This window comes from Serratia sp. FS14 (genome assembly GCF_000695995.1).
Taxonomy (GTDB): Bacteria; Pseudomonadota; Gammaproteobacteria; order Enterobacterales; family Enterobacteriaceae; genus Serratia; species Serratia nematodiphila.
In genome coordinates, this window is sequence record NZ_CP005927.1 from 1,874,221 (window position 1) to 1,886,915 (window position 12,695).

The window sequence follows — 12,695 nt, forward strand, 5'->3', positions numbered from 1 at the left end:
GCGGCAGCCCGGCTCCCTTACTTCAACCAGCCTTTGCGCTGCGCGTCCCGCAGATGTTGCTCCATATGGCGCCACAGCTCGGGATGCACGTCGGCGATCGACGCATTGCGCGCCAGCACCTGCTCCAGGCTGATGCCGTTTTCCACCCAGCTCTGGCCTTCATTGTGCAGATTCATCAGCATCGGCATGGTGCGATCCAGCAGCAAGGCAAAGCGCGCATCGGCGCTTTCGCCGTCTTCATATTCCTGCCATAAAGCGGTGAAATACTCGCGCTGAGCCTCCGGCAACATGCCGAACAGACGGCGCGCCGCCGCCACTTCCTGATCGTGGATCGCCGCGCGGGCCGCCAGATCGTAGACCAGCACGTCGCCGGCGTCGATTTCCACGATGTCATGCAGCAGCGCCATCTGGATCACGCGCTGAATGTCTACGTCATCACCGGCGTAGGGCGCCAGGCTCATGGCGGCGATGGCGAAATGCCAGCTGTGTTCGGCGGAGTTTTCCTGGCGCTGGGTGCCCAGCACTTTGGTGCGGCGTTGCACGCCTTTCAACTTATCGATTTCCATCAGGAACTGGATGGCCTGGGTCATTGAACCGAAATCTAACGCGGGTACAGCGGATGACATGGTGTAAACCTCAAGGTGGGTGGGTTGAAGCCTGACGATTGTAGACCAGCGGGCGGGGGATTTCGATGGTTACACGCGTTCACATTTTTATTTTAGCGTACACGTGTACACTGGAATTATTCTCAGTTAAGCTGCTTTGCGTTAATTTCGCACAAAGCAGGGCATTTTGAGGGGTTGCGCGTTATGGGGAAAACGGACGTAGTGAAAGCCGGGAACAATAAGATTGTCACCGCGGCTTATCCGTGGGCGGAAGAGATCGCCAACAGCATCAGCCACGGCATCGGGCTGGTGTTCGGTATTGTCGGCCTGGTGTTGCTGCTGGTGCAGGCGGTGAATACCGGCGCCGATGCGACGGCCATCACCAGTTACAGCCTGTACGGCGGCAGCATGATCCTGCTGTTTCTCGCTTCTACGCTGTACCATGCGATCCCGCATCAAAAGGCCAAGCATTGGCTGAAAAAATTTGACCACTGCGCCATTTATCTCCTGATTGCCGGCACTTACACGCCGTTCTTGCTGGTAGGGCTGGATTCGCCGCTGGCGAAGGGCCTGATGGCGGTAATCTGGGGGTTGGCGCTGCTCGGCGTGCTGTTCAAACTGGCCTTCGCCCACCGTTTTGAAGCCCTGTCGCTGGTGACCTACCTGACGATGGGCTGGCTGTCGCTGATCGTGATTTATCAGCTGGTTACGCGGCTGGAGGCCGGCGGCGTCACGCTGCTGGCGATCGGCGGGGTGGTCTACACCCTGGGCGTGATTTTCTATGCCTCCAAGCGCATTCGCTTTGGCCACGCCATCTGGCACGGCTTCGTGCTCGGCGGCAGCGCCTGCCACTTCATGGCGATCTACCTGTACGTCTAAGCGTTGCCGCTACGTCTGAATGCGTATTGAACTAGCGCCTCTTTTGTTTTAAAAAAGAGGCGCTTGCTTCTTTCGGGTATCCAGCAAGCCCGTTCCTTCATTTCTGAGCCCGCATACCGTTTCTTTAACCTCTGTTCAGGACTCACCAAGATGATCGTTCGCTTATCCAAAGCGCTGCTGGTCTGCGCTATCGCCTTGTTCGCTTCGCTGGTCGCCTTCGGCAACCTCACCGACTACGGCTCCAATTTCGCCTTCGTGCGCCACGTCTTTATGATGGATACCCTTTTCCCCGACGCCACCATCGGCTACCGCTCGATACAGACGCCGTGGCTGCATCACGCCGGTTATATTTTCATCATTGCGTTGGAGAGTCTGACCGCGCTGCTGTGCTGGATTGGTGGCCTGCGCCTGCTGTGCGGCCTGAAACTGCCCGCCAACGCCTTCAACGGCCGCAAAAAATGGGCGGTAGCGGGGCTGACGTTGGGCTTCCTTACCTGGCAGGTCGGTTTTATGTCGATTGGAGGGGAGTGGTTCGGCATGTGGATGTCGCAGCAATGGAACGGCGTGCCGAGCGCGTTTCGCTTCTTCGTCACCATCATCTTGGTGCTGATCTATCTGGTGCAGCGCGACGGGGAGTTGGACGAGTAACGAAGATGGCCGCAGGCAGGGGGCCTGCGGCCGACGGATTATTTCTCTTCGGCCAGCGAGTAGGGCAACGGTTTGATCGCCAGCTGGCTGGCGGCATCGTCGCGCACCCGCAGCTTGCTGTCGGCATCCAGATCGTTGTTCATCACCACCTGCACCCACAGCGTACCGTCGGCTAACTGGCTCGACGCCAGTACGGTGCCGGTGCGACGCCAGTTTTCCCCCAGCTGCAGCTCCAGATCTTCCGCCGCCTGCGGGGCGCGAGCCGCTTTACCTTCCAGCCAGTAGAGCGCACGTTTGTTGGCGCCGCGGAACTTGGCGCGTGCCACCATCTCCTGACCGGTATAGCAGCCCTTGCTGAAACTGATGCCTTCCAGCGCCTGGAGGTTGGTGGCCTGCGGGATCAGCTGCGCGCTGTTGGCGGCGTCGATAACCGGATAACCGGCTTCGATCTCCAGCGCCAGCCACTGGCTGCTGTCATTCCGTTCCGCCTGGTCATGCAGTTTGCCGATCAGCTGTTCGGCCACGGCGGGGCGTGTCACCAGCAGAAAACGTTCCGCCGGCGCATTGAAGTGCAGAATCGTGGTCTCGCCGTCCTGCACCACCGGGTGCTCGGCGCTCGGCAGCGTGGCGAACAGGCCCGCCAGCGCGGCGCGCGCCTGGAAACCGGCGACGCCCAGCAATACCGCGTCATTATCGGCGGCGATGGTGACTTTGGAGAACACCGCATATTTTTTGATTTCCGCCAGTTGGCTGTCCAGCACGCTGCGGCGTTCCAGATAGGCGAAGCCTTCGCCGCGGTGGAACAGACGCAGGTTGCTCCACATTTTGCCCTTGGCGTCGCAGTGGGCGCACAGCACGTGTTGATCGGCCGCCAGCGCGTCGATGTCCGCCGTCACCTGGCCCTGGAGATATTTCACCGTGTCCGGCCCGTTCAGCGTCACCAGCGCCCAATCTTCCAGCGAGATCAGCGTCAGGGGCAGATGGGTGGAAGCGGAGGGCTGACGGGGTGGGAATGGAATGTTATGCGCCATAGTAAGTTCCTGCTCAACGTTTAGCTTACCTGAAGGGTATTGGACCCATGGTAAAAGAGGCGGCGGGCTTTGCAAACTGTTATTCGCGCCGCGGCGCCGGGGGGCGCTTTTTTTGGCATTTTGCGCTTTATTGCGTTTTCCGCCACAAAGCGCCTTCCCGGCGTGTATGTCAAATTGTTACTCTATAGACTTGCGGCCAGGGCACACTTGCACACAGACCCCCGGCTGATGGAATTATATTGCGACGGCGTTGCCATACAGTGTGTCATTTGAACCCTGCGCTGGCGCTGCCGCGCTGAAAAGAGGTGAGTCATAACAACATGGATATTAACAACAAAGCACGTATTCACTGGGCTTGCCGCCGTGGCATGCGCGAGCTGGACATCTCCATCATGCCGTTCTTCGAATACGAATACGACAGCCTGAATGACGCGGACAAGGCGCTGTTTATCCGCCTGCTGGAGTGCGACGATCCCGATTTGTTCAACTGGCTGATGAATCATGGCGCGCCGCAGGACGGCGAGCTGCAAAGAATGGTGACCCTGATCCAAACGCGAAATAAAGACCGTGGCCCAGTGGCGATGTGATATCCGCATTTCCTGGCGCACCCAGCTGTTTTCACTGTTAACCCACGGTGTTCTGATCCTGCTGATCCTGATTTCGCCCTGGCCGGAAGGCTTTGGCCCACTCTGGCTGGTGCTGCTGACGCTGGTGGTGTTTCAGTGCATTCGCAGCCAGAAGCGCATCGCCGCGGTGCAGGGCGAGCTGCGGCTGCTGGCGGATCGGCGTTTCAGCTGGCACGGCCGCGAGTGGCGACTGGCGAAAAAACCGTGGATGCCGGGTTACGGCATGCTGTTGACGCTACAGCCTATGGAGGGCAAAAAGCGCCGCCGGCTGTGGCTGGCTTCCGACTGCATGAGCAAAGAGGAATGGCGCCACCTGCGGCAGCTGTTGCTGTATCCGCCGGCGGGTGACGGCGAACAAGGTTGATAGGGGGCGCCGGCGCGAATCATGCCGCCGGCGCTCGGCGTTTGGGGAGGAACGCCCGATAGCGGCTACAGCAGCGGCTCCATTTCCAACAGGATCTGTTCGCACCATTGCTGCAGGCGCTCTTCGCTCAGATCGTATTGGTTGACCTCATCGAGCGCCAGGCCGACGAAGTGTTTGCCGTCGGCGCTCAGCGGTTTGGGGCTGGTGAACTCGAAGCCCTCAGTGGGCCAGAAGCCGATGAACTGTACGCCCAACGGCGCGATGTGAGCGTGCAGCATGCCCAGCGCGTCGAGGAACCACTCACCGTAACCGAGCTGATCGCCCATGCCGTACATGGCGACGATTTTGCCTTTCAGATCCAGCGCCGCCAGCTGCGGCCAGATCGCTTCCCAATCTTCCTGCAGTTCGCCGAAATCCCAGGTCGGGATGCCGAGGATCAGAATGGAATAGTCCTCCATCAGCTTGGGCGAGACGTCTTTCAGGTTGTGCAGGTCGACCAGGTCTTCACCCAGAATCTCACGGATTTTTTCTGCCGCCATTTCGGTGTAGCAGGTGCTGGAGCCGTAAAACAGACCAATCTTCATGTGTAAACCGTTACGTTGCTGTTTAGAGAATTGCAGCGAGTATACCTGATTTGCGCCGGCTTAAGGCATAATGGCGCGGGTGGAAATGCAACAAAGAGAGGACCGCGTGCAACAGCAAGACAATGCGCTGATTGAACAATTCCTGGATGCGCTGTGGCTTGAGCGTAATCTGGCGGAAAATACGCTGGCCTCCTATCGGCTGGATTTGCAGGCCCTGGGCGCCTGGCTTGGCCAGCAGAAGACCGATTTGCTGCAGGCGCAGGCGCTGGATCTGCAGGCGTTTCTCGCCGAGCGGGTGGATGGCGGTTACAAGGCCACCAGCTCCGCGCGTTTGTTGAGCGCCATGAGGCGCCTGTTTCAATATCTGTACCGCGAAAAGCTGCGCGCCGACGATCCCACCGCGCAGCTGGCGTCTCCCAAACTGCCGCAGCGCTTGCCGAAGGATCTGAGCGAGGCGCAGGTCGATGCGTTGCTGCAGGCGCCCTGCGTCGATCAACCGCTGGAGCTGCGCGACAAGGCGATGCTCGAAGTGTTGTACGCCACCGGGCTGCGGGTTTCCGAGCTGGTGGGGCTGAACATCAGCGACGTCAGCCTGCGTCAGGGCGTGGTGCGGGTGATCGGCAAGGGCAACAAGGAGCGGCTGGTGCCGCTGGGCGAAGAGGCGGTCTACTGGATCGAAAACTATCTGGAGCACGGCCGCCCATGGCTGGTCAACGGCCAGACGCTGGATGTGCTGTTCCCCAGCACCCGCTGCCAGCAAATGACCCGACAGACGTTCTGGCATCGCATCAAACACTATGCCATCCTTGCGGGCATCGACAGCGAGCGTCTGTCGCCGCACGTGTTGCGGCACGCGTTCGCTACCCATTTGCTGAACCATGGGGCCGATCTCCGTGTCGTACAGATGTTGTTAGGGCACAGCGATCTCTCGACCACGCAAATTTATACTCATGTAGCGACCGAACGACTGAAACAGCTACATCAACAGCATCACCCGCGCGCCTGAGCGGCGGGTTCGAAAGGATTGGAATAATGAAAAAAGGTTTAATGCTGCTTTCACTGCTGGTGGCCTCGGTGGCCGGCGCCGCCCATGCCGATGACGCGGCGATCAAAAAAGCGCTCGCCAGCCTGGGCATCCAGCAGGCGGACGTGCAGCCTTCACCGGTCAACGGCCTGAAAACCGTGCTGACCGACAGCGGCGTGCTGTACGCCTCCGAAGACGGCAAGCACATCCTGCAGGGCCCGCTGTTCGACGTCAGCGGCAAAGAGCCGGTCAACGTGACCAACCAACTGCTGAGCAGCAAGATGGACGCGCTGAAAGATCAGATGATCGTGTACAAGGCGCCGAAAGAGAAACACGTGATCACCGTGTTCACCGACATCACCTGCGGTTACTGTCACAAGCTGCATCAGCAGATGAAAGAGTACAACGATCTGGGTATTACCGTGCGTTACCTGGCATTCCCGCGCCAGGGGCTGGCATCCCAGGCTGAAAAAGACATGCAGTCGATCTGGTGCACCGCCGACAAGGCCAAGGCGTTCGACGCCGCCATGAAGGGTGACGCCGTTTCTCCGGCGACCTGTAAAACCGACATCAGCAAGCATTACGAGCTGGGCGTACAGTTCGGCATTCAGGGCACGCCGGCCATCATCCTGGAAAACGGCATGATGATCCCGGGCTATCAGGGGCCGAAAGAGATGGCCGCCATGCTGGATGCGCACCAGGCCGCCACCAAAGCCGGTGGTTAATCGCCGGTGAGTATCAAAACGCAACTACGCCGCCGCCCGGCGGCGGACGACACGCATCTGCCCGCCAGTTTGCCGCCGCTGCTGCGCCGGCTTTACGCCCTGCGCGGCGTGCAGGCTGAGCAAGAGCTGGAACGCAGCGTCAAGGGCATGCTGCCCTGGCAACAGCTGGACGGTATCGACGACGCCGTCAGCCTGCTGCAACAGGCGCTGGCCGACGGCCGCCGCATCATGGTGGTGGGCGATTTCGACGCCGATGGCGCCACCAGCACCGCGCTGACGGTGTTGGCGCTGCGCAGCATGGGCGGCGCAGCCGTCGATTATCTGGTGCCAAACCGCTTCGAAGACGGCTACGGCCTGAGCCCTGAAGTGGTGGAGCAGGCGGCGGCGCGCGGCGCAGAACTCATTGTCACCGTCGATAACGGCATCTCCTCCCACGCCGGCGTCGATGTGGCGCACGCCAAAGGCATGCAGGTGCTGGTGACCGATCACCACCTGCCGGGTGAGACCCTGCCGGCGGCTGAAGCGATCGTCAATCCCAACCTGCGCGGCTGCGCCTTCCCGTCCAAATCGCTGGCGGGGGTAGGCGTGGCGTTCTACCTGATGCTGGCGCTGCGCGCCCGCCTGCGGGACAGCGGCTGGTTCGAGCAGCGCGCGCTGGCGATGCCCAATCTGGCGGAACTGCTGGACTTGGTGGCACTCGGCACCGTGGCCGACGTGGTGCCGCTGGACGCCAACAACCGCATTCTGGTGTATCAGGGGTTAAACCGTATTCGCGCCGGCAAATGCCGACCGGGCATCCGCGCGCTGCTTGAGGTGGCCAACCGCGATGCCCGCCAGCTGGCGGCCAACGATCTCGGTTTCGCCCTCGGCCCGCGCCTCAACGCCGCCGGCCGGCTGGACGACATGTCGATCGGCGTGGCGCTGCTGCTGAGCGACGACATTGCGCAGGCGCGCATGCTGGCCAACGATCTCGATGCGCTGAACCAGACGCGCCGCGAGATAGAGCAGGGCATGCAGGTGGAGGCCCTGCAGCTGTGCGATCAGCTGGAGCGCACCAGCACCGAGCTGCCTTATGGGTTGGCGATGTATCACCCGGAATGGCACCAGGGCGTGGTGGGCATCCTCGCTTCGCGCATCAAAGAGCGTTTCCACCGCCCGGTGATCGCGTTCGCGCCGGCGGGCGACGGCATCCTGAAGGGCTCCGGCCGTTCGGTGCCCGGCCTGCACATGCGCGACGCGCTGGAGCGGCTGGATATGCTGAACCCCGGGCTGATGATGAAGTTCGGCGGCCACGCGATGGCGGCCGGGCTGTCGCTGGAAGAGGCCAAATTCGACGAGTTCCGCCAGCGTTTCGGCGAGCTGGTGGGGGAATGGCTCGATCCGGCGATGCTGGAAGGGGTTATCTGGTCCGACGGCGAACTGGCGATGCAGGAGCTGTCGCTGACCACGGCGGAGCTGCTGCGCGAGGGCGGCCCGTGGGGCCAGGCGTTCCCGGAACCGACCTTCGACGGCAAGTTCCGCATTCTGCAGCAGCGGCTGGTGGGCGAGAAACACCTGAAGCTGATGGTGGAACCGCTCGGCGGCGGCCCGCTGCTCGACGGCATCGCGTTCAACGTGGACACCACTCTGTGGCCGGACAGCAGCGTGCGCGAAGTGGAACTGGCCTACAAGCTCGACGTCAACGAGTTTCGCGGCAACCGCAACGTGCAACTGCTGATCCAGCATCTTTGGCCGCGCTGAAGTGAAATTGAACACAATTCGGGGATTGGGCTCTCCAATCCCCGGCATCCTTCCCGATCGCCACAAAAACTGACCAACTCGCTATAAACTGCCGCCCGGATCCGTTAGAATTAGCGGTTCCAATGGCATTCCGCCATCGACGCCATCAACGTAAAAGAACGAAACCATGTTTGAAATTAACCCGGTAAAAAACCGAATTCAGGACCTGTCCGAGCGGACTGCGGTTCTTAGGGGGTATCTTTGACTATGATGCCAAGAAGGAACGCCTAGAAGAAGTCAACGCCGAGCTGGAGCAGCCGGACGTCTGGAACGAGCCGGAGCGCGCACAGGCGCTCGGCAAAGAGCGCGCCGCGCTGGAAGCCATCGTTGAAACCATCGATCAGCTGGAGCAGGGCGGCGAAGACGTCGGCGGGCTGCTGGAACTGGCGGTAGAAGCCGACGATGAAGAGACCTTCAACGAAGCGGTCGCCGAGCTGGATCAACTGATGAGCAAGCTGGATCAGTTGGAATTCCGCCGCATGTTCTCCGGCGAATACGACAGCGCCGACTGCTACCTGGATATCCAGGCCGGCTCCGGCGGCACCGAAGCGCAGGACTGGGCCAGCATGCTGCTGCGCATGTACCTGCGTTGGGCTGAAGCCAAGGGCTTCAAGACCGAAGTGATCGAAGAGTCCGACGGCGACGTCGCGGGCCTGAAATCGGCCACCATCAAGATCATCGGCGACTACGCGTTCGGCTGGTTGCGCACTGAAACCGGCGTGCATCGCCTGGTGCGCAAGAGCCCGTTCGACTCCGGCGGCCGTCGCCACACCTCGTTCAGCTCGGTGTTCATCTACCCGGAAGTCGACGACGATATCGATATCGAAATCAACCCGGCGGATCTGCGTATCGACGTGTACCGCGCCTCCGGTGCGGGCGGTCAGCACGTCAACAAAACCGAATCCGCCGTACGTATTACTCACCTGCCAACCAACATCGTGGTGCAGTGCCAGAACGATCGTTCTCAGCATAAGAACAAGGATCAAGCGTTTAAACAGCTGCGAGCCAAGCTGTACGAGTTTGAGATGCAAAAGAAAAATGCTGATAAGCAGACGATGGAAGACAACAAGTCCGACATCGGCTGGGGCAGCCAAATCCGTTCTTACGTGCTGGATGACTCCCGCATCAAGGATTTGCGCACCAACGTCGAAACGCGTAACACGCAGGCCGTACTGGATGGCGACCTGGATAAATTCATTGAGGCAAGTTTGAAAGCCGGGTTATGAGGAATAGAAATGTCTGAACAACAAGTACAGGGCGCCGATCAGGCGCTGGATCTCAATAACGAACTGCAGTCCCGCCGCGAGAAACTGGCCGGCCTGCGTGAGAACGGCATTGCGTTCCCGAACGACTTCCGTCGCGACTCCACCTCCGACAAACTGCACGCCGCGTACGGCGATAAAGACAACGAAGAGTTGGAAGCGCTGGGCGTCGAAGTGACCGTCGCCGGCCGCATGATGACCCGCCGCATTATGGGCAAGGCATCCTTCGTTACGCTGCAGGACGTGGGCGGCCGCATTCAGCTGTACGTCGCGCGCGACGATCTGGCTGAAGGCGTGTACAACGAGCAGTTCAAGAAGTGGGACCTGGGCGATATCCTCGGCGCGCGCGGCAAGCTGTTCAAAACCAAGACCGGCGAACTGTCTATCCACTGCACCGAACTGCGTCTGCTGACCAAAGCGCTGCGCCCGCTGCCGGACAAATTCCACGGCCTGGCGGATCAGGAAACCCGTTACCGCCAGCGTTACCTGGATCTGATCGCCAACGAAGAATCGCGCAACACCTTCAAGGTGCGTTCGCAGGTGATGTCCGCTATCCGTAACTTCATGGTGGAACGCGGCTTCATGGAAGTCGAAACCCCGATGATGCAGGTGATCCCGGGCGGCGCGTCCGCGCGTCCGTTCATCACCCACCACAATGCGCTGGATATCGACATGTACCTGCGCATCGCGCCGGAACTGTATCTGAAGCGTCTGGTGGTCGGCGGCTTCGAGCGCGTGTTCGAAATCAACCGCAACTTCCGCAACGAAGGCGTTTCTCCGCGTCATAACCCAGAGTTCACCATGATGGAACTCTACATGGCTTACGCGGATTACAAAGATCTGATCGAGCTGACCGAGACCCTGTTCCGCACCCTGACCGAGAAAGTGCTGGGCACCTCTCAGGTGCAGTACGGCGACGAAGTGTTCGACTTCGGCAAGCCGTTCGAGAAGTTGACCATGACCGAGGCGATCAAGAAATACCGTCCGGAAACCGATCTGGCTGACCTGGCCGACATGGGCAAAGCGGTGGCCATCGCTGAATCCATCGGCATCAAGGTTGAGAAGAGCTGGGGCCTGGGCCGCGTCGTGACCGAGATCTTCGAAGAAGTGGCGGAAAGCCATCTGATTCAGCCGACCTTCATCACCGAGTACCCGGCTGAAGTGTCGCCGCTGGCGCGCCGCAACGACGTGAACCCGGAAATCACCGACCGCTTCGAGTTCTTCATCGGCGGCCGTGAAATCGGCAACGGCTTCTCCGAGCTGAACGACGCCGAAGACCAGGCGCAACGCTTCGCCGACCAGGTGAACGCCAAAGACGCCGGCGACGACGAAGCGATGTTCTACGACGAAGACTACGTCACCGCGCTGGAGCACGGCCTGCCGCCGACCGCCGGTCTGGGCATCGGCATCGACCGCATGGTGATGCTGTTCACCAACAGCCACACCATCCGCGACGTGATTCTGTTCCCGGCAATGCGCCCACAGAAATAATCCCGTTTAGCGTGCAACAACCGGTGCAGGCAACTGCGCCGGTTTTTTTTCGTCTACGGGACTTAACCGCTTAAAACATCGACAGTTACGCGCCATCTCCGCTTGCCCGTCGCCGATAACCGGTTATAATGCCTGTCGCACACCGATGCGGGTGTAGTTCAATGGTAGAACGGCAGCTTCCCAAGCTGCATACGAGGGTTCGATTCCCTTCACCCGCTCCAAACACACTTCTCTCAACGTCTACCAAAGCCTACTAAACCCAGTAACGACAAGTATCCCGGTAAAATCTGGTTATCCCAACGTCTACGCACATCTACCCAAATCTATACATCCATGTGTATAGTAATGAGTATAGGACGTTTGATTTATCTCGGAGCTATACACAATGCCCCTCACAGACCTTGAGCTACGGCGCTCCAAGCCGCAAGAAAAGCCCTATACACTCAGTGATGGCGGTGGGCTCTCTATACTCATTGAGCCGAACGGCTCCAAGGGTTGGCGTTTTCGCTACCGTTTCGATGGCAAACCCAAAATGCTTTCCCTCGGTACATACCCCACAGTTTCACTCACTGAGGCAAGGCAGAAGCGTGATGAAGCTAAAAAGCTGGTGGTATCGGGCATCAACCCCAGCGAAGCCAGGAAACAGCAGAAACGAGCTCGGCAAGATGTTGCTGGCAATACCTTTGAGGGGATAGCGCGAGAGTGGTATGGCAAGCGGCGTGATCGCTGGTCAGAGTCATATGCAGAAGAAATGATAAAAACGTTTGAGAGCGATGTTTTTCCATACATAGGCCATCGTCCAATTGCCGAGATAAAGCCAATGGAGCTTATGGGGGTGCTTTCCAAACTGGATGAACGCGGCGCAACAGAGAAATTGCGCAAGGTGCGCCAGCGGTGTGGAGAGGTATGGAAATATGCCATCGTCACCGGTAGGGCTGAATATAACCCAGCCCCGGATCTCGCTAGTGCGTTCTCACCGCATAAGAAAGAGCACTATGCGTTCTTGTCAGTTGCCGAGTTGCCCGAGTTTTTCCGCATCTTTAACACATATACCGGCAGCCAGATCGTTAAGCTGGCAATGCGTTTGCTTATTATCACAGGGACAAGGCCGGGAGAGCTGCGAAAGGCTGAATGGTCGGAGTTTGATTTTGATAGCCGGCTTTGGGAAGTACCGCCGGAGCGCATGAAAAAACGCCGTCCTCATTGCGTCCCTCTGTCTGAGCAGGCTATCAACATTCTGGAACAGCTTAAACCGCTGACCGGTCATTACAGCTACGTGTTTCCTGGCAGGATTCACCACAGCAAGCCAATAAGTGAAATGGCTATGAATGTGCTGGTTCGACGCATTGGTTATGCAGGCCGTGTAACGGGCCACGGATTCCGACATACCATGAGTACCATTCTGCATGAACAAGGCTATAACACTGCCTGGATTGAAACGCAGCTAGCCCACGTCGATAAGAACAGTATTCGTGGAACCTACAACCATGCCCAGTATCTGGATGGGCGCCGGGATATGCTCCAGTGGTACGCGGATTACATGGATAGCCTGGAGGGGCGCGGTAACGTAATCCATGGGAAGTTTGCCAACCTTGCTTAGTGCTGGACATAAATACAGTTGTGACGTGTTATACTCTATAAGCTAGCACCTAGGGTAGCTCCCGAAAGCCGATACCC

At 59.2% G+C, this 12,695-nt stretch carries 13 protein-coding genes and 1 tRNA gene; 11 read left to right on the forward strand and 3 right to left on the reverse strand.

Annotation, left to right across the window (positions count from 1 at the left end):
- Positions 1–17: 17 nt before the first annotated feature.
- Positions 18–626, reverse strand: coding sequence for an HD domain-containing protein (locus L085_RS08455; RefSeq protein ID WP_004931670.1), 609 nt, complete (start codon positions 624–626; stop codon positions 18–20).
- A gap of 183 nt (positions 627–809) precedes the next feature.
- Between L085_RS08455 and L085_RS08460 the strand changes: the two genes are divergently transcribed.
- Both L085_RS08460 and L085_RS08465 read left to right on the forward strand, forming a co-directional pair.
- Positions 810–1,484, forward strand: a complete 675-nt coding sequence (locus L085_RS08460) for a hemolysin III family protein (RefSeq protein ID WP_021505704.1) — start codon at positions 810–812, stop codon at positions 1,482–1,484.
- A 150-nt stretch (positions 1,485–1,634) separates the two neighbouring features.
- Complete coding sequence (locus L085_RS08465) at positions 1,635–2,132, forward strand: DUF2165 domain-containing protein (protein ID WP_044030541.1); 498 nt, start codon at positions 1,635–1,637, stop codon at positions 2,130–2,132.
- A gap of 38 nt (positions 2,133–2,170) precedes the next feature.
- On the opposite strand, the gene ygfZ is transcribed toward L085_RS08465, so the two are convergent.
- Positions 2,171–3,163: a tRNA-modifying protein YgfZ gene (gene ygfZ / locus L085_RS08470; protein WP_044030542.1), complete on the reverse strand. Its 993-nt coding sequence runs from the start codon at positions 3,161–3,163 to the stop codon at positions 2,171–2,173.
- Between the two features lie 320 nt (positions 3,164–3,483).
- On the opposite strand from ygfZ, the gene sdhE reads away from it, so the two are divergent.
- Complete coding sequence (sdhE, locus tag L085_RS08475) at positions 3,484–3,750, forward strand: FAD assembly factor SdhE (RefSeq protein WP_004931679.1); 267 nt, start codon at positions 3,484–3,486, stop codon at positions 3,748–3,750.
- A complete protein-coding gene (locus L085_RS08480; RefSeq protein WP_004931681.1) occupies positions 3,731–4,153 on the forward strand; it encodes a protein YgfX in 423 nt (140 codons plus the stop codon). Before sdhE ends, L085_RS08480 begins: the two co-directional genes overlap by 20 nt.
- Positions 4,154–4,218: 65 nt before the next feature.
- Here L085_RS08480 and fldB read toward each other — a convergent pair whose 3' ends face one another.
- Complete coding sequence (gene fldB / locus L085_RS08485; RefSeq protein WP_044030543.1) at positions 4,219–4,737, reverse strand: flavodoxin FldB; 519 nt, start codon at positions 4,735–4,737, stop codon at positions 4,219–4,221.
- A 106-nt stretch (positions 4,738–4,843) separates the two neighbouring features.
- On the opposite strand from fldB, the gene xerD reads away from it, so the two are divergent.
- From xerD to L085_RS08520, 7 genes are all read left to right on the forward strand, one after another.
- On the forward strand, positions 4,844–5,743 hold the full coding sequence (gene xerD / locus L085_RS08490) for a site-specific tyrosine recombinase XerD (RefSeq protein WP_004931685.1): 900 nt from the start codon (positions 4,844–4,846) through the stop codon (positions 5,741–5,743).
- A gap of 26 nt (positions 5,744–5,769) precedes the next feature.
- Positions 5,770–6,486: a bifunctional protein-disulfide isomerase/oxidoreductase DsbC gene (dsbC, locus tag L085_RS08495; RefSeq protein WP_004931688.1), complete on the forward strand. Its 717-nt coding sequence runs from the start codon at positions 5,770–5,772 to the stop codon at positions 6,484–6,486.
- Between the two features lie 6 nt (positions 6,487–6,492).
- Positions 6,493–8,226: a single-stranded-DNA-specific exonuclease RecJ gene (gene recJ / locus L085_RS08500; protein ID WP_015378966.1), complete on the forward strand. Its 1,734-nt coding sequence runs from the start codon at positions 6,493–6,495 to the stop codon at positions 8,224–8,226.
- Positions 8,227–8,392: 166 nt separating this feature from the next.
- Positions 8,393–9,491, forward strand: a protein-coding gene (gene prfB, locus L085_RS08505; protein WP_096242572.1) for a peptide chain release factor 2 whose coding sequence is annotated in 2 segments (ribosomal slippage) — positions 8,393–8,467 and positions 8,469–9,491 — 1,098 coding nt in all. Because the reading frame shifts where the segments join, the coding sequence is not laid out codon by codon here.
- 9 nt (positions 9,492–9,500) lie between these two features.
- On the forward strand, positions 9,501–11,018 hold the full coding sequence (gene lysS, locus L085_RS08510; RefSeq protein ID WP_004931697.1) for a lysine--tRNA ligase: 1,518 nt from the start codon (positions 9,501–9,503) through the stop codon (positions 11,016–11,018).
- Between the two features lie 147 nt (positions 11,019–11,165).
- Positions 11,166–11,239, forward strand: a tRNA-Gly gene (locus tag L085_RS08515).
- Between the two features lie 164 nt (positions 11,240–11,403).
- Complete coding sequence (locus tag L085_RS08520) at positions 11,404–12,618, forward strand: integrase arm-type DNA-binding domain-containing protein (protein WP_044030544.1); 1,215 nt, start codon at positions 11,404–11,406, stop codon at positions 12,616–12,618.
- Positions 12,619–12,695 lie beyond the last annotated feature (77 nt).